Genomic DNA, 16,881 nt, shown 5'->3' on the forward strand with positions numbered 1-16,881 from the left:
TGCAAATCACGGTGTTATGTTAACACCCATTACTTTGCAGGATAGCTCTGCTCATCCAGCATCTTGCCAGCCAGGCTCTTGATCTGGATCTTCATCGCCGCGTTTGGTTTGAAACTCAGCAACACATAGCTGTGCTCACTGGCAAAGAAGGCCGACTTCGGATCAGGATAACGATCCCCGTTTCCTTTCAGCGCCGTATTGTAATACGGAAAACCGTCCACCACCGCCCGCTCTGCAAAATAGCCAAATCCGGTGATGACAGCAGAGCCCTGCTGAAACAAGCGTCCCCATTCCCCCTGGAGCTGGCCTCTCATGGTCGCGTTGCGCTCATTCTGCAGTGTGACCGTATGCCCCGCGTGCGCAGGCTCCATCTGCTTCCGATACCACGCCAGCTGCTCTGAGCCCTCGTCAAACGGATGCCCCGTCTGCCAGGTCGTTCCCATGTCCTGGATATGCTCGAGGTCCAGCGCGACAAACCGTGCGGCAAAATCTGGAAAGCTGAGCACCCAGTTCCACTCATTTCCTGGCAGCGCAAAAAACTCACGATACGCAGCCGCCTCCACATCATACACCGCCTCGGACGGCGGTTTTGGCCCCCGCGAACGGATCTCGCGGTCATGGTTCCCCAGGATCGGCATGAAAGGCACGCTGCGGAAAAGCTCCGGCTGCGAGTCGATCAAAGCACTGAACGCCTTCGCCCCCTCTTTCCCCTGCTGATGCAGGCTGCTGACATTGTCCCCCGCAGTCATCAGCACATGCACGTCATCCTTGATCAGGGCAGCCAGATCCGGCTGAGCAAAACCCCAGTCTCCCAGCACGGCGATGCGGAGCTCTTTCGATGGCATGCTTTTGAACGTGCAGACCGCAGACGCCTCCCCTCCCGAGCGCACCTGGTAGTGATACACTGCATCCTTCTGCGGAATCGGGATCTCCACATGATGCAGTGTGACTTTTTCCTCTTTTGAAATCCTGCCGCCCAGCGCCGCGCTGACACCAAAAAGCACCACGGAATCACCCGGCTGTGCGGTTTCCCAGTTCACCGTCACATGGCTCGGCTCAGCACGCTGAAAGCTCAGCCACAGGCGCTGAATGTTGGAAGCAGCAACGGCATCCGCCGTGCACACGAGAAGAAAAAGACAAAGAAACCGGGTCATGATGGTGGGGATGAACAAACGCCCTCCGCAGGCAAATTTCTCCCACAAAGGCTCTATGACACCGGCCTTGATCCAGACCATGTCCGGGAGTAATCTCAAGCATCTAGGTTACGGTTCATGCAGCCGTGTCCTGCTCTTTGAAATTTGCCGCCTTGGTGGCATTTGAATTTCCTGCAGTGTTCGTTTTCGAGCTTTGCGGCCCGGCCCGATTAATCTAACCCGGGGGCTACGCGCTGAGGTGACATGTCATGCCTTTACTGGAAGACAGAGCCTCATAACGCGGGTCCCCACCTGGACTCATGGGATACGTGAGCCCTTTGCACCGGACGGCACAGGTGGGTCTGAAAGCGTCCCGGCTCCGCCCGGGGCGCTTTCCTTTTTTAGGCACAAGCCTGCGCCCACATCACGCGCTAGGCTTTTTCTCCGGCAGGGGCTTCGGGTCTTTGTCACCCACAGGCTCCGCAGGGCGTACAATCACCCCCACGGGCATCGAAGCTTTCTCCATGTTCAGAAGCTGGCTTACCGTGACGAATTGATATCCTTTGGCCAGCAGCTGGTCGAACATTGCAGGCATGGCCGTGATGGTGGGCGGATGAATGTCATGAGAGAGCATGATGGCTCCCGGATGCGCCCCATTAACCAGACGGCTGGTCACTGCAGCCACACCCGGACGGCGCCAGTCCTGAGGATCAACGGACCACATGATGGTGGAGTAGCCAAACTCGGTAAACATCAGATTTTTGATGCGTGTATTGATGGCTCCGTAAGGAGGGCGCACCAGATGCGGGCGCACTCCGGCCACCTCGAAAACAGCGTCCTCGGATTTTTTCAGCTCAGTGCGGATCTGATCGTCTGAGCGGCTGGTCAGGCTGCAGTGAGTCCAGGTGTGATTACCAATCTCATGCCCCTCCGCTATGATACGGCGCACGATATCAGGATACATCTTCACCTGCTGACCAATGAGGAAAAAGGTGCATTTGATGTTCCTCTCCTTGAGCAAGTCGAGAAGTTTGGGAGTCAGGCTAGGATGCGGGCCGTCATCAAAAGTCATCGCAAGGGTCTTTTGCTCTATTTTGACGGAGGAATAAGACAGACGGGCGCCCGCAGGCGGCACCACAGGCATGGATGAGGGATTGTTCAGCCTCTTCACAAGCGGATTTTCCTTCTCTTCGAGTGGCAGCGCTTTACGCGCCTCTTCCAAGGCGAGCTTTTCCGGCTTTGCAGCCTTTTGGGTTGTACAGCCCGACTGGGCTGCCAACATGATGCCAAACCAAATGCTAAGGTACATGCGTGGGGGGATCACAAGGAGAAGAGATTAAGGGGTGAAATTCATCTGCGAAAGCTGGATTTTTTGAAAAACAAAACAACTGCCAGAATCCCGTTCTGGCTTAGCACTCAACCGGCATCTGCTGCGGCATCCACCTCATCATGCGTCAACTCCCGCCATGCCCCCGGTGGCAGATCGGGGGGCAAAACCAGCGTGCCTATGCGCTCCCGATGCAGCCGTACGACACGATTGCCAACTCTGTGAAACATGCGCTTCACCTGATGGTAGCGCCCTTCATGCAGTGTGAGACGCGCCTGTCGCTCGTCTAAAATGACGAGTTCCGCAGGCAGCGTGGTGATGTCCTCGGTATGGAAATAAAAACCGTGTGCAAAAGCCGCCACCGCAGCCGGGGATATCGGATCAAGGGTTTCCACCAGATAGACCTTGGGCACTTTCTCCTCTGCAGTCATCAGCCGTTTTGACCAGCGACCGTCGTTTGTCAGCAGAACCAAACCCGAGGTGCTGCGGTCCAGCCGCCCGGCAATGTGCAGCGTGTGTTTGTCGGGATCATCTATCAAATCCAACACGGTGCGATGCTCGTCATCCTTCGTGGCGCTGAGAATGCCCACGGGCTTGTGCATCATGAGATGGAGCACACGCTCGGGGGCCTGGATGACAGCATCGTCCAGTTCGACCCGGGTGAAGCGGTCCACCGGGCAATGCCCATCTGTCACACGGACTCCGTTAACCCTTACCCGTCCGGCGGCGATGGCACGATGCGCCGCCTGGCGCCCCATGGACAGATGGCTTGCGATGCGGCGATCCAGCTTCATGCCCTCAATCCATCCAGGAGGTGAACGAAAGGCTCAAATCTCGCCGAAGTGCTTCTCACGCATCTGCACAATGGCATCAAGCATCTGATCTGCCTCGCCACGCAGTTTGGCATCAAGGCTGGAGGCGCTGCGGTTGTAACGACGGAAGAGCATCTTCAGCCGGGCCTTGATTTCCTCTTTGGGCATCTTGGGCGTGATGCCGCAGAGCTCTTCCGGGCTTTTGGGTGGCAGAGCTTTGCCGGTCACGGGAGCCCCCTTGTTGACCTTGTCAAGCAGGCTGGCCTCTTTGGCCACAGGCTTGGCTTCAACAGACTTGCTGCCCCCCAGGGATTTGGAGAGAGATTTAAGGATCTTGAACATGGCGTTGGGTTCCTTCAGTGCTGGTGGTTACTCGATGCGCATACTGCGAAGATGATGACTGCGGCGTTTCAGCTCTTCCTCAGAGAGAACACCCGCGCCTCTGTAGGTCACGGCGACTTCCTTGCTGCGGCCGGACTGCTTGTCCACCACCAGGGCGCGCACGCGCTGGTTCTCATCGTAGCTGAAGGTCACGGCCACTTCGCAGCCCTTCGGGCGGTTCGGCGGCACTTCCAGTGTCAGACGGCCGATGACATCGACAAACTTCGCGTCTTCATCCTCTCCCTGCGTGATGTCCACCTCGATCACCCGCTCGTTGTCCTCCGAGGTCTGATAAACCTGGGTGCGCGAGCAGGGAATGGGAGTGTTCTTGGGGATGACAATGGAGTTCATGAGCTTCTCCTCTTTTGTCTTCGCATTGTAAACCATCGCCAGGGTGCCATAGCTCGCATTGCACACCTCCTGAATGCGTGCCGATTTTTTGGCAAAAAGCGCAGCCCCCAAGGCAACACACTCATCAACGTTGCCGCATGATTTGGGGGTCTTGCCAAACATCTTCTCGAGCATGGATTTCACCTTGGGAATGCGCGTCGAACCGCCCACCAGCACGACGTGGTCAATGTCGGAGGTCTTCAGCTTCGCGGAGTCCAGCGCCTGCTCCACCAGGAAGATGGAGCGGGTAAGCATGTGGCGGATCATCTTCTCGAAATGGTCACGGCTCAGGTCGATGCGGGCAATGCCGCTGTTCTGGTCGTTGGCCACGGTGTCGTTCACACGCTGGAGCTTGGAGAGCATTTTTTTCGCGTCCTCCGTGGCCTGCAGGACGCGGCGGCGGTGCCGCTCGTCACTGTAGAGCGCAGCACCTGTCTGCTTCTTGTACTGCTCCTCATAGGCCGCCAGCAGGATGTCGTCAAAGTTGCTTCCACCGAGATGTCTTGCCCCCTCGGAGGTCAGGATCTTGATGTTGTCCCCCTCAACCTCCAGAATGGTTGTGTCCAGCGTGCCGCCGCCCAGGTCAAACACCAGAATGCGGCCTTTCACCCCCTGGGAGTGCGCGTAATAGACCGCCGCCGCCGTCGGCTCGTTCACCAGGCGCTTCACCTTCATGCCGGCCATCTCAGCAGCTGCAATGGTGCTCTTGCGCGCCAGCTCGTTGAAGTTCGCCGGCACGGTGATCACCACCTCATTGATATCTCCGCAGATCTTGGAGCAGTCGCGCTTCAGCTTGGAAAGAATCAACGCCGATATCTCTGCAGGCGTCCACTTCTTGCCGTCGATTTCCACCAGATGCTCGGGGTCGTCCATGTGGCGTTTGATCTGGAAAATGGTGCGGTCAGGCTCACCACCGTCGCGGGCCGCGCTGCCGACGAGCTTCACATCCTCATGCGAATCAAAGAACACCACGGAATGGGTCAGGCGCTCGCCATCCGCATTTGGCACGATTTCAGGATTGCCATCAGGTTTGAGGTAGGCCAGCCCCGAAAGGGTGGTGCCAAGGTCGATTCCAACGTATTGAGCCATAACAATGAGTGTAAAAGGGTTCCAGAAGGCGGGCTACTGGCTGGAGGTTCGGACCTCCACTTTCCGCAGGATAATCTCGTGTCCTTCGCCACGCGAGAAGATAAAACCAGAGCGGCAGCTTTCGGTGACGCGCGGCTTGGATTTGCCCGGCAGTGAATCTACCACGGCGATTCGTTTGCGCAGTTCAATGTCCACTTCGGTGCCGGGGGACACATCAAATTCGGTCACACCATGCTGGTGCAAAATGTCCTCAAATGAGGCACGCAGAGTCAAAAGCTGCTGCGGCACATCGCTGCCGTTTGACGCGACATAGCGGGCCACCAGTGCGTCGATCAGATCGATGCGCTTGATGATGTCGTTGGCAAACATGACCACCGTGCTCTCCTCCGTCGGCAGCCCCCGGCGCATGATTTCATGTTTTTCCTCCAGCTCGACGAGCTGGCCTCGCAGACGTTTTTCGATCTCCTGCCAGTGCTTCAGCTGGGCCTCCGCCTGGGCAAATTCTTGTTTTTTGCCTTCCAGCCGGACCAGTTCAGCCTTTGTTTCGTCAATCTGGCCCGCAGCACGCTGGTGTGTGGCACCGAGGTCGGTGATGCGCTTTTCCAGTTCGGCAATACGCTTCTTCTGCTCCAGTTCATAGTTCTGCAAAACTGCAGCCTGCTTCTGGATATCGGCACTGAATCTCTTGAATTCGGACTCGGCAGCCTCACGATCCTTGCGCGCCTGCTCAGCGCGCGAAGCTTCGCGGTTTAGCGCCTCCTGGGCGGCGTTGAGCTTGATCTGAATCGCCAAATCTTCCTCCGAAGCACTGCGCAAGGACTTGTTGATCTCCGTCTGGCGGGATTCCAGCCCCGCAAGTGCCTGGCCCAGCCCCAGAACCCTGCCACCGACGTTAAGATACTCACTCAGCTCGGTCTTCCGCGCATCGATCTTGGTTTGCAGCTCCTTGTGAGACTGGTCAGCCTCTGCCAGCTCAAGTTTTTGGGTCTCCATGACCTTGAGCAGCCGTTCCTCATCTGCCTTGAGGTTCTGCACCCGGTCGAGACGCTGTCGCAGCTCTCCCTCGATCGCAGCTGCATCTTTCTTTGCGGCGTCGGATCTCAGCCTTGCGTCCTTGACCTCTTTTTCCAGTTCACCGAGCTGCAACTCCGCAGCACGAGACTGCTCCTGCGCTGACTTCAGGCGTGCGGATTCCCTGTCCACTTCCGCCTGTGCCTTCATCACCCGTTCTTCCCTGACTTTATGGGCCTCTTCCAGCTGGGTAATCTGCTGCTGCAACTCGGACAGCTTTTTGTTCTGGCCGTCAGTGGTGACGTTCAGGCGCGTAACGAACTGAGAAGCCTCCTCTCGCTCCTTGGTGACACTTACCAACTGCGCCTGGATGCCAGCGAGTTCGGTGGTCAGCGCTGGAATTTGTTTTCTCAGGTTCTTTTCTTCCGCACGTGCCTTCTCTGCAGCGGCATCTGCCTCTGCGCGTTTTTGTTCGGCCGCCTGCTGAGCGGCTGCGGCCTTTTCCACACGTTTCTCAGCGTCCGCAGCCCTGGTTTCATTGGTTTTGACAGCCTTGGTCAGCTCCAAGAGCCTCGCATTTTCCGTCTTCAATGATGCCTCGAGAGCAGCGCACTCCTTCTTCAGCCTGTCCTGATTGCGGGTCAGTTCCGCCAAGGTTCTTTCTTCCGCCTGCCGCTGCGCTTCGGTGTCTTTGAGAGTCTTGGAGGCTGTGATGATGCGTTCATCCACCCCGGCCAGCTCAGCCAGCCTCTTCTCAGCAGATGCGATCCGCTCCTGCACGCCTTTGAGCCGTGTTTCAGCAGCGTTCACCTCCGCGAGCTTGGACTTAGTCTCGGCTTCAAGGTTGGCGCGTCTGTCACCCAGTATCTTGTCGAGATTGGCCATTTCAACGCGCAGAGCCTCAACGGAGGCATCGGCAGCCTTGCGCTGTTCAACTGATTCCTTCAGCGTAGCTGCGGCTGCATCACGTTCCTTGATCAGGGCCGCAAGCTCTGCCTTCAAATTGTCTGCCTCGGCACGGGTCTGCGTCACATGGCCTCGAAGATCTGGCAGCACCGATTCGAGCTCGGCCCTTTCCTTGGTGATGCGCTGTGTTTCAGATTGAAGCTTGTCTCTTTCCTGCGTGGCGAGAGCAATCGCAGCATTGAGCTCGGCGTTCTGCCTGTTCGCAGTCGCCAGCTCTTTCAGGCGGTCTTCGAGACCCGCAGTCTGCTGCGTGAGCTCGGCCACGCGGGTTTCGGCAGCAGCAATTTCTTTCTGCCGTCCGATCAGACGGTCTTGCAGATTTTGATGGTCCGTTTCCGCTGCGGACAGCTTTTGCTGAGTGCTGGCGTGGGCCGTCGTGAGCGTGGCGATGGCAGCCTCCAACCCGCTGATTTTTTCCACCAGCATGAGGTGCTGCTGCGAGCTTTTCTCAGCGGCGGCTGCGGCAGAGGCAGCCTCTTTTTTCCTTTCGATGGCGGAGGCAGCCGATTGCTCGAGATCTTTATTGGCAAGTGCCAGCTGCTCAGCGACCTTGCTGTGCTCTGCCTGCAGAGTTTTAAACTGCTGCTCGGCAGAGGCTGCGGTTTCTTCGAGATTTTTGGTGCGCTGCTCTGCCGCCGCCAGCCTGGACTCGCGCTCCTTGAGTTCGGCTTCGGCCGCCCGCACCTGCTCGCGAAGCCGGCCCATGGACTGGGAGAGTTCGGCCTGCTGCTCCTCGATGAGGCGCACCTCCTTTTCTAAATTCTCCCGACGCTGGATGAGCGTCTGTGTGAGCAGCGCCTGAGCACGCCCGTGCTCCGTGGCGGCGAGCAGCTCACGAGTGCGTTCATCGCGATCTTTTACCAAAGCCGCGACAGCTGCCACAACCTCGGCCTTGTGCGATTCGACCGCCTTCAGTGCATCCGTGGTGTCTTTGAGCTTCGAATCCGTCGAGGCAAGATCGTCGAGCTTGTTGGTGATATCCGCCGCCTTGTCTTCAAGCCCCTTCACCTGCGCCTGCAACTCGCCAAGACGTGTTCCGCGTTCAGCGATCTGCGCATCAAGGTCGCCCTTGCGTTTCTCTGCCTCCAGTCTCTGTGCTTCATCCAGCTTTCGCGTGTCCCTGGCCTGCCGGTCAATGTCTGCTAGTTTTGCCAGCGCCTCCTTCTCCTGGCTGGCAAAGCCGGCTTCCGCTTCCGACTTCCTGGCATTCAGAATCGTGAGCTGCTGCTCAGCGGCAAGATGCTGCTGCTCAAGCTCGGACAACCGGGCACGAACATCCTTCATGCGCTGTTCGGCGCTGCTGGCATCAGCCTCATGGGACTGCTGCCTGCCAAGCAGAGCGCTGATGGCGGTGTCCAGCAAGCCTCGCTGGCTTTCCATCTGCGCCAGGGTCTGTGTCAGTGCATTGAGGCGGTCTTCATTGCCGCGCAGCCCGCTGACTCTCGCGATGATGGCCTTCTCCTCGCCACCCAGCTGTGCGATCTGAGTCTGTGCCTGCTGAAGCTGTTGCTCGGCCTTGGCCAGGGCCGCATTGACGGCGTCGGCTTCATTCTGCCTGGCTTCACACTGGGCCTTGAGGTTTGCCAGATCAGCACGCCTGGAGTCCAGCTGCCTGTCGAGATCCTGCAGTTCGGCCCCACGTTTGCTGTGCTGCTCGGCTTCGGATTTTTGTGCATCGGCCTGCAAGAGCGCCAGTCTTCTGACCTCGGCATCCGCTTCACCAATCTGCTTTTGCAAACCGGCCAGCTTTTGCGAGGCGGCGCTCTCATCCTCAGCCAGTTTTGTCACGGTGGCTTCACGAGCTTTTGCATCTTCCGTAGCCAGCCTGAGCACATTTTGCTGTGCCGTAAGATCGCCTTGAGCTTTCGCCAGATCTGTCTGGGTTTTTTTCAGCTCGGCTGTCTGCTTCTCGAACTGCTGATCCAGTCTGTGCAGTTCGCCGCTGCGCTTGATATGCTTCTCTGCTTCGCTTTTGTGCGTATCGGCCTGCAAAGAAACAAGTCGCCGGACTACTGTTTCCGCGCTGCTGACCTGTTCATGAAGCTCGCCGAGTTTTTTTGCCGTGGCCGCTTCATCAGAGATGAGCCTGGCGACAGCGGCTTCACGAGTGGATGCCTCCAAGGCGGTCTTTTGAAGCTGATCTTTATGGTCTGCGAGATCCGTCTGGACCTTCTCCAGCTCCTGCTGAGCTTTCTGCAGTTCGGCACGCCGGTTTTCGAGCTGAACCTCAAGATCTTGAAGCTCGGCAGAGCGTTTCTCCGCAGCAAGCTTAGCCGTGGCACTCTCACGAGCCCTCGCTTCTTCGGCGGTTTTGTCCAAAGCAGCCTGCTGTGAAGTGAGGCTGCCCTGCGCCAGGGCAAGGTCTGCCTGAACTTTTGCCAGTTCCGTCGTCTTGGCCGCGAGCTGGGCATCCAGCGTCTGCAGCTGAGCGCTGCGCTGCACTTCCAGATCAGCTTCTGATTTCTGCGCTGCAGCAAGGAGCTGGTTGATGGACGCCACTTTCTCCTTCGCGGCCGACTCCTCAGCCAGGAGCCTGGCAGTCACGGCTTCACGGTCTTTGCGCTGCTTTTCAGCTTCTGCGTGCAGAGCTTGCAGGCTTTTCTGCGCGGTGCCCAGATCCTCCTCAGCTTTGGTGACAAGCGTGCGGGTTGATTCCAGCTTGCTCTCCAGATTGCCCAGATCACGGCGTCTGGCGTCGAGCTTGCCTGCGTCTGCTTTCGCGTTTTCCACCTGCGTCCGTGCGCTCTGCACCTGGCCCTTCAATTTTTCGAGTTCGCTTTTGAACCCGTTAATCTCGGCCTGGGTCTGGGTGAGTTCTTTGCGTCGGGCTGCGAGCGTGGCCTCCAGAGCGCGGACCTCGCTGCTCATCTCGCCCCCCTCTTTGGAAACCGCCGGTGTGGGCGCATTCGCCGGAGACTCGATCGCGGTTGGCTTTGGGATCAATGCAACTGGAGGCGCACTCCCGCCTGGTGAACGCAGGGCATCGGCGGAGATCCTCTGCACCACAGGCTTGGTGACCTCGATTTTGCCGGTTTCCGCGCTGGTATTTGGAAGCCCGTCCTTGTCTCTTGCTGGGATGCTTTCGGTGTCCCCCTTTTTGCCGTCAGTGCGGCTCGGCTGCCCTTTGGAGGCAGCCACGGACTTGGACCCCCCATCGGAAGCAAGCCCTTTTGGAGCCCGCTCACGAAAGCGGCTTTCCAGCTGGCCGAACATGATCCGGTCACCTCCTTTGACCCGGAAACGCTCCACACGCCTGCCATTGACAAATGTTCCGTTCGACGACTTCAAATCGACGATCTCATAGCCGCCGTCAGGCTGCCGAATAAACTCTGCATGAAAGCTGGAAATGAATGTATTGTCGATGACAATGTCGTTGCTGGCTTCACGTCCGATGGACAGCCGCTCCTCGAGGATGTCGAAGACGAACTCATTTCCATCATTGAGATTGAAGGCCAGATACGGCATGCCGGACGCGCAGAAAGGACTGAAGGGTCTGAAGAATAAGGGTGGAAAATAAGTGAATCAAACTTAATGAAATCAGTCGATAGGGAAGATGCGCGGAGAACCTATTGTTACAAAAACCACTCCGATTGCACAGCATCATTTAAGATTTCTAAAATATGAAAGCCACGCGTTTCATCAAATATTTCAGCGTTCTGGTGCTGGTTTTGAGCAGTTTGGAAGGGTGCGCTGAAGTTCCGGCGACCAGCACGAGCCCGGGCACGCGTCTATCACCAGGTCAAATGGACCGCGTGGGGCAAAGAATCTGGCAAAACGAGTGTGGTGGCACGCTGGCAGGACTGACTAGCTGGAATGGAGGCGAGGGTTTTGCCTCATTAGGAATAGGTCATTTCATTTGGTACCCACAGGGATACAATGATCGTTTTTCCGAAAGTTTTCCACCTTTGATGTCTTTTTTGGAAGCCCGTGGCATAGCCACACCTGCATGGGCACGAGGTGCCTGCCCATGGCCAACCAAGGCGGCCTTCGATGCTGACAGGAATGGGGAACGCCAGAAGGAACTGCGCAAAATTCTCAGCAACACGGTCAGGCAGCAGACGGAATTTATCATCATCCGAATGGAGGCCGCGCTACCCAAGATGCTGGCACAGTCAAAAAAACCAGCGCGCGTGCAACAGGCCTTTGAGGGATTGAAACAAACCCCTGAAGGCACGTTCTGTCTGATCGACTACGTGAATTTCAAAGGCGAAGGCACCAGCCCGACAGAGCGTTACCATAATGAGGGATGGGGCCTGTTGCAGGTCCTGGAAGACATGCCGCAAGCAAAAACAACGTCGCAACTACCCGGGGAGTTTGCTGCTGCCGCCAAGCGTGTGCTCAGCCGCCGGGTTGAAAACGCCCCCCCGGACCGCCGTGAACAGCGCTGGCTCGCCGGCTGGCACAACCGGTGTGACAGCTACAGGCGCCCCCTTTAAAAAACGTTATTCTGCTTTGCGTTCGATTTTAATTTTGGGCATGGAGCCGAAGGCCTTGTCCTTCAAATCTTCAAACAGGTTGCCGTTCATTTCTTTTGAGTGACGCATTGCCAGCCCAACGACAAAGGCGATGACAAACATGCCTGTGACGATGATGCCGGTCATGCAGCCACTTTCGGAGGTGTCCGGGTAGCTGCCGGCGGCAGGTTTGCCATAAGCGCGCCGCACCGGGCTCAAGGGGCGTCCGGCAGGCAACGGCTTGGCCGCTGCAGCAGCAGGGCGTGAGGGATCGGCATTGATGGGCGCTGGCGGCGGCAGGGAACTGGACAGCCGGGGGGCCGCGACTGGCTTTTCTTCGAGCACAGAAGGTGCATCGCCTGCGTAGAAAACGGATTGTACATCCCCAAAACCCACGCGATCACCATCTTTGAGCAGCGCCTCCTCGATCTCCGCACCGTTGACACGGGTGCCATTGCTTGAGCCAAGATCCTGCACATAAACCCCGCTTTCTGACACCTTGATGACCGCGTGCCGCCCCGAAGAAGATGGGCAGGTGAGCACGACATCGTTGTCAGGGTGCCTGCCTATGGTCGTGGCAACATCACTTTCCAACTTGTGAACGAGCGTTGTGCCGTCCTCCATGTAAAAAACTACTGAGGCCATGAATAAGAGAGGGGGGATTGAGGGGAGTAAATATTCGTAAAACCAAGAGGGGCACGAACAACAGCACAGAATCTTGGGATTTTCCTGATGCAACGGCTATGTTCGCGTGTGAGAATGAAATTTCTCCGCCCCCTGTGTCATGCGCACTCCAGCTGCCCCATCCCCCTTTGTCTTCCTTGCCCTCAGCATTTTGATGCTGCTGGCGCCTGCGACCTTTCTGCGGGCGGACGACAATGAAGACGCCGAAAAAGCCGCCAGCGCCCTGGCTTATGACCAGGAAGCCGAAGGCTACAACATCCGCGCCGAGGTCAAAACCTACCTCCTCGAGCCCAAGCTCGGCAAAGCCACCCGCATGCAGCTGTTCAAGGGCAATGAGTATTGCTTTTGCATAGCGACACCCAAAAAATCCGGCGTGTACATCACTGGCGCAGTTCTGGACCTGGAAGGCAAGCCCTCTGGTGACATTTTACCCGTGCTCGACGGCTGGGGCTTTGTGCTTTTCTACAAGCCCAAGAAAACCGGCATGTATATGATCGCAATTCACCAGACAGAGCAGGGCAAGCGGAAGACCGTCCCCTGCGCAATGGTCACCGGCTACAAGTGATCATGCCAGCCTGAAGCTGCCATCAAGCAGCTTTGTCACCGTGTGGAGAGCACCCCCATCCGCAGAGTAATGGGTGAAAGTGAGAGCCTGTGCCGCGATGTGCAGGTGAGTAAACCCATGGACATCCTGGCCAAAGGGCACCTGGTGTTTGCCATCCAGCTTGCGCGTCCTCGCCCCGCCGCCGCCTGAAAGCAGGTGGGTCGTAAAGCGCCCAGCAAGCTCGAGATGCTGCAGGTCATGGTCGTGCCCGCAGAGATACGCATGCACCCGGTGCTTTTGGAAAAGCGGCTCCCATTGGGCAATCAGAGCTTTGGTATCGCCATGATCACCATTGGAATAAAGCGGGTGATGCCCCACCACGATGGTAAACGGAGCGCGTGGCTTGGCCACTTCTGACTGGAGCCAGGCCAGTTGCTCCCTCTCCTCAGCTACCGAGAGAGAGCCTCGCGGCTTTTTTGTTTTTTTGTCCACACCACCTGCGATGGAGCTGAAATTGGTATCAAGGCAGATGAACGTCACCAGCGGACTGGCCGCAGGCCCCAGGTCAAAGCGGTACCACTTGCCCGGCATCTTCCAGCGCACCCCCTGCTGCGCCGCATAGGCCAGCTGCACCTTCTCTCCGCCTGGATTGTCATGGTAGTCGTGATTTCCCAGCACGCTCCACATGGGCCCCGGGAAAACACTCCGGGGGTACATGTTCTCGATGTCGTTCTGCCAGCGAGGGGAGTTCACCGCAAATCCATCTTTGACAGGGCCATAAAAATTATCCCCCAGCAGCAGCAGTCCCTCAGGCTTGATGCCGTTGGCAGTCACGAACTTCTGCATCGCTCCCGCCACCTTGACCTGATCCACACCGCCCGTGCCAAAATCGCCAATCATGAGCATGTGCAATCCCTCTTTGCCCACTTCTGCGGCAGCAGAGTCAGGACGCAGGTTCAGAGCCATCGCGGCAGAGGAACAAAACAGTGTCTGAATGGCGCGGCGGCGGGAAACGGAGGTCAAATTCATCGTGCTGGCTCAAACGATACTCCTCTTCACTTTCTCTCACTCATGCGTTTCGCTTTTCTGCTCCTGCTTCTCTGCGGCTGCTCACGTGAAAGCCCCTCCACAGTGGGGGGGCACACCATGGGCACCACCTGGAGCCTGCGCGTGCATCCCGGTTCGCACCTGCCCGCTGTACAGGATCTCCAGCAGACTCTCGACCGCTGGGAGTCCATTCTCAGCCACTGGCAGCCTGACTCCGCCGTCTCCCGCTTCAATGCCTCCGTCAGCACCGACTGGTTGCCCGTCCCCTCCGAGCTCGTCGAAGTCGTGGAACTCGCACAACGCATCAGCGCCAACACCGGCCACGCTCTCGACATCACCCTCGCCCCACTTATTGACCTCTGGGGCTTCGGCTCCAAGAGCAGGCGCACCACGTATCCGTCATCAGAAGAAATCGCCGCTGCCAAGGCCGTCTCTGGTTGGCAGCACCTCCACACCCGCCACGATCCCCCGGCACTCCGCAAAGACATCCAGGCAATGCGCATCAATGTCAGCGCCGTGGCTGAAGGCTGGGCGCTGGACCACCTGGCACAGCACCTGGGGTCCTTAGGCATGCATGACTTCCTCCTCGAAATCGGCGGCGAAGTCCTCGCCCGGGGCGAGTGGCGCGTCGGCGTTCAAACACCGGCCGCACCGCCCGGAGAGACCGCTCAAACACTGCTGCTCAAAGACCAGTCCATCGCCACCAGCGGCGTGTACCGCCAGCACTTCATGGTCGGCGGCCAGGAATACGCCCACATCCTCGATCCACGCACCGGCAGCCCCATTGCCCACTCCCTCGCCTCCGTCAGTGTCATTCACGCCAGCGCTGCCCTGGCAGACGGCTACGCTACTGCGCTTCTTGTTCTAGGCCCCCTAGAAGGTCGTGCGTTCGCCGAAAAGCTGGGCCTCCAGGTCATCTGGTTCGAGCGTAAAAAATGAGCCTTGTCCTAAAAAGCCCGTTGCCCTGAGCCCGGCGCTCTCTGCTATCACACTCCCCCTGCATGTTTCACGTCGCCGAAGATCACGAAGAAGGAATGACAGGCCGCATCTCGCGGCCCCCTCTCGCGCCGCGCATGCACCATGCTTTCTCCACCGAGGGCAGGATGGCCGCCTCCCCGCAGTTTGAGTACCGCCCGCAGCAGCAGCGCATGGCCGAACTCGTCGGTGCCGCGCTGGATGGCAACCACGCCCTCGTTTGCGAAGCCGCCACCGGCGTCGGCAAATCCCTCGCCTACCTCGTTCCAGCCGTCACCTTTGCCCTGGAGCAAAAGCGCAAGGCCATCATCTGCACCCACACCATCAATCTGCAGGAGCAGCTCATTTCCAAGGACATCCCCATCGTCCGGCAACTGGTGGGCAATTTCCACGCCGAGATCCTCAAAGGCCGCGGCAACTACATCTGCCCCACCCGCCTCAAGCGCGCCCTCAATGAATCCGCCGACCTCTTCTCCACCTCCGAAGCCGGCGAATTGAAGATGCTTCTCGACTGGGTGGCGGAGACCGAGGACGGCACCCTCAGCGATCTCGACTTTACCCCCAGCGCCCGCGTCTGGTCCCTCGTCTGCAGCGAGCCCCACGCCTGCACTCCCCGCCGCTGCCCGCCCGGCAGCCGCTGCTGGTATCAGGACGTCCGACGCCGCATGGAGCAGGCAGATGTCGTCGTGCTCAATCACACGCTCTTCTTCACACTGCTGGCCTCCGCAGACGAAACCACCGCCGAGGACTGCAACTTCCTCTTCCCGCGCGACTTCGTCATCCTCGACGAGGCCCACACTATTGAGAACGTCGCCGCGCGCGCCTTCGGCCTCCACATCAGCGAGTCCAACATCAAGTTCGAGCTCGGCCGCCTTCACAACCCCAAAACCCGCAAGGGCTTCTTCCAGCTGCTCGGCGACAAAGACGGCATTCGCGAAGTTTTGCAGACCCTCGACAACGTGGACACCTTTTTCCGCGAAGCTGAAGCCGCCTGCAAATTCAACGCCCTCGGTCGCGAGTTCCGCGTCCGCGAAGCCGGCCTCATCGAAGACACCCTAAGCCTGCCGCTCCAGCGCCTTTCCCTGCGCGCTCAAAAAGCCGGCGATGCCGTGGACCGCGAAGGCACCAAGCTCGAACTCCTGGACCTCTCCAAACGTCTCACCAGCATCCGCGTCGGCATCAAGGCCTTCCTCGATCAGGAAAACGAAGACCATGTCCATTGGGTCGAGCGCACCAGCCATGAAAACCGCATCGTCTCCTTCCACACCGCCCCTGTGGATGTGGCACCCCGCCTGAAGCAGATTTTCTTCAGCAGCCACAAGGCCTGCGTCTTCACCAGCGCCACCCTCGGAATCGGCGACGACTCGGAGTTGAACTACTTCCGCAACCGCGTCGGCGCCGAGGACGCCCGCGCAGCCTGCATCGAAAGCCCCTTCGATTTCAAAAAGCAGATGAAGCTCTATCTGCTCAAGAAAATGCCGCAGCCCTCCGATCCCGGCTACCTTGAAAAGCTCGAGCACTGGATCACTCATTTCGTCGATCTCAGCAGCGGTCGCGCCTTCATCCTTTTCACCAGCTACAGCCAGATGACCTCGCTGGCCGACAAGCTCGAAGCCCACTGCGACAAGCGCGGCTGGCGTCTGCTCGTCCAAGGCCGCGGCATGCCCCGCCATCAAATGCTCGCCGAGTTCAAAAACGACACCCACAGCGTCCTCTGCGGCACCGACAGCTTCTGGACCGGCGTGGACGTCCCCGGCGAAGCCCTCAGCAACGTCATCATCACCCGCCTGCCTTTCGCCGTGCCGGACCACCCGCTCACTGCCTCGCGCATCGAGCACCTCGAAGCACAGGGCCTCAATCCCTTCACCGAATACAGCGTGCCCGAGGCCATCCTCAAGCTCCGCCAGGGCGTCGGCCGCCTCATCCGCACCGCCACCGACAAAGGCATCTGCGCCATCCTTGACAACCGCATCCTCACCAAGCCCTACGGCCGCGCCTTCCTTGCCTCCCTGCCGGAATGCCCGACGGAGATCATGCAGTAAAACGTGAGACGGTGGCCAGCCCGTTC

12 protein-coding genes and 1 other RNA gene are annotated in these 16,881 nt (G+C 58.5%); 5 read left to right on the top strand and 8 right to left on the bottom strand.

Going from position 1 to position 16,881, the window contains the following annotated elements:
• Positions 1–29: 29 nt before the first annotated feature.
• On the bottom strand, positions 30–1,253 hold the full coding sequence (locus ACZ5WW_RS12395; RefSeq protein ID WP_377167987.1) for a metallophosphoesterase family protein: 1,224 nt from the start codon (positions 1,251–1,253) through the stop codon (positions 30–32).
• 66 nt (positions 1,254–1,319) lie between these two features.
• Between ACZ5WW_RS12395 and ssrS the strand changes: the two genes are divergently transcribed.
• Positions 1,320–1,500, top strand: a non-coding RNA gene (gene ssrS, locus ACZ5WW_RS12400) — 6S RNA.
• A 57-nt stretch (positions 1,501–1,557) separates the two neighbouring features.
• On the opposite strand, the gene ACZ5WW_RS12405 is transcribed toward ssrS, so the two are convergent.
• The 5 genes from ACZ5WW_RS12405 to ACZ5WW_RS12425 form a co-directional block, all read right to left on the bottom strand.
• Complete coding sequence (locus ACZ5WW_RS12405) at positions 1,558–2,442, bottom strand: polysaccharide deacetylase family protein (RefSeq protein WP_377167989.1); 885 nt, start codon at positions 2,440–2,442, stop codon at positions 1,558–1,560.
• Positions 2,443–2,549: 107 nt separating this feature from the next.
• A complete protein-coding gene (locus ACZ5WW_RS12410; RefSeq protein WP_377167991.1) occupies positions 2,550–3,254 on the bottom strand; it encodes a pseudouridine synthase in 705 nt (234 codons plus the stop codon).
• Between the two features lie 33 nt (positions 3,255–3,287).
• Positions 3,288–3,614: a hypothetical protein gene (locus tag ACZ5WW_RS12415; protein WP_377167993.1), complete on the bottom strand. Its 327-nt coding sequence runs from the start codon at positions 3,612–3,614 to the stop codon at positions 3,288–3,290.
• A 27-nt stretch (positions 3,615–3,641) separates the two neighbouring features.
• Positions 3,642–5,132 carry an Hsp70 family protein gene (locus ACZ5WW_RS12420; RefSeq protein WP_377167995.1) on the bottom strand — a complete coding sequence of 497 codons (1,491 nt, stop codon included), beginning with the start codon at positions 5,130–5,132 and terminating at the stop codon, positions 3,642–3,644.
• 33 nt (positions 5,133–5,165) lie between these two features.
• Positions 5,166–10,574, bottom strand: coding sequence for an FHA domain-containing protein (locus ACZ5WW_RS12425; RefSeq protein WP_377167997.1), 5,409 nt, complete (start codon positions 10,572–10,574; stop codon positions 5,166–5,168).
• A 155-nt stretch (positions 10,575–10,729) separates the two neighbouring features.
• Between ACZ5WW_RS12425 and ACZ5WW_RS12430 the strand changes: the two genes are divergently transcribed.
• Complete coding sequence (locus tag ACZ5WW_RS12430; RefSeq protein WP_377167999.1) at positions 10,730–11,545, top strand: hypothetical protein; 816 nt, start codon at positions 10,730–10,732, stop codon at positions 11,543–11,545.
• A 6-nt stretch (positions 11,546–11,551) separates the two neighbouring features.
• On the opposite strand, the gene ACZ5WW_RS12435 is transcribed toward ACZ5WW_RS12430, so the two are convergent.
• On the bottom strand, positions 11,552–12,301 hold the full coding sequence (locus ACZ5WW_RS12435; protein ID WP_377168001.1) for an FHA domain-containing protein: 750 nt from the start codon (positions 12,299–12,301) through the stop codon (positions 11,552–11,554).
• 46 nt (positions 12,302–12,347) lie between these two features.
• On the opposite strand from ACZ5WW_RS12435, the gene ACZ5WW_RS12440 reads away from it, so the two are divergent.
• Positions 12,348–12,812, top strand: coding sequence for a hypothetical protein (locus tag ACZ5WW_RS12440; protein ID WP_377168003.1), 465 nt, complete (start codon positions 12,348–12,350; stop codon positions 12,810–12,812).
• On the opposite strand, the gene ACZ5WW_RS12445 is transcribed toward ACZ5WW_RS12440, so the two are convergent.
• Positions 12,813–13,820, bottom strand: coding sequence for a metallophosphoesterase (locus tag ACZ5WW_RS12445; RefSeq protein ID WP_377168005.1), 1,008 nt, complete (start codon positions 13,818–13,820; stop codon positions 12,813–12,815).
• Positions 13,821–13,862: 42 nt separating this feature from the next.
• Between ACZ5WW_RS12445 and ACZ5WW_RS12450 the strand changes: the two genes are divergently transcribed.
• Both ACZ5WW_RS12450 and ACZ5WW_RS12455 read left to right on the top strand, forming a co-directional pair.
• Complete coding sequence (locus tag ACZ5WW_RS12450; protein WP_377168007.1) at positions 13,863–14,777, top strand: FAD:protein FMN transferase; 915 nt, start codon at positions 13,863–13,865, stop codon at positions 14,775–14,777.
• A 62-nt stretch (positions 14,778–14,839) separates the two neighbouring features.
• Positions 14,840–16,855 (top strand): ATP-dependent DNA helicase, encoded by a 2,016-nt coding sequence (locus tag ACZ5WW_RS12455; RefSeq protein ID WP_377168009.1) that lies wholly within the window; start codon positions 14,840–14,842, stop codon positions 16,853–16,855.
• The last annotated feature ends 26 nt before the right edge of the window (positions 16,856–16,881 follow it).

This window comes from Prosthecobacter fluviatilis, assembly GCF_055388355.1.

What these genes read in the sequence shown, in the direction of transcription:
- ACZ5WW_RS12405 (WP_377167989.1), bottom strand. Translation starts at nt 2,442, where the DNA reads ATGTACCTTAGCATTTGGTTTGGCATCATGTTGGCAGCCCAGTCGGGC.
- ACZ5WW_RS12410 (WP_377167991.1), bottom strand. Translation starts at nt 3,254, where the DNA reads ATGAAGCTGGATCGCCGCATCGCAAGCCATCTGTCCATGGGGCGCCAG.
- ACZ5WW_RS12415 (WP_377167993.1), bottom strand. Translation starts at nt 3,614, where the DNA reads ATGTTCAAGATCCTTAAATCTCTCTCCAAATCCCTGGGGGGCAGCAAG.
- ACZ5WW_RS12420 (WP_377167995.1), bottom strand. Translation starts at nt 5,132, where the DNA reads ATGGCTCAATACGTTGGAATCGACCTTGGCACCACCCTTTCGGGGCTG.
- ACZ5WW_RS12425 (WP_377167997.1), bottom strand. Translation starts at nt 10,574, where the DNA reads ATGCCGTATCTGGCCTTCAATCTCAATGATGGAAATGAGTTCGTCTTC.
- ACZ5WW_RS12430 (WP_377167999.1), top strand. Translation starts at nt 10,730, where the DNA reads ATGAAAGCCACGCGTTTCATCAAATATTTCAGCGTTCTGGTGCTGGTT.
- ACZ5WW_RS12440 (WP_377168003.1), top strand. Translation starts at nt 12,348, where the DNA reads ATGCGCACTCCAGCTGCCCCATCCCCCTTTGTCTTCCTTGCCCTCAGC.
- ACZ5WW_RS12445 (WP_377168005.1), bottom strand. Translation starts at nt 13,820, where the DNA reads ATGAATTTGACCTCCGTTTCCCGCCGCCGCGCCATTCAGACACTGTTT.
- ACZ5WW_RS12450 (WP_377168007.1), top strand. Translation starts at nt 13,863, where the DNA reads ATGCGTTTCGCTTTTCTGCTCCTGCTTCTCTGCGGCTGCTCACGTGAA.
- ACZ5WW_RS12455 (WP_377168009.1), top strand. Translation starts at nt 14,840, where the DNA reads ATGTTTCACGTCGCCGAAGATCACGAAGAAGGAATGACAGGCCGCATC.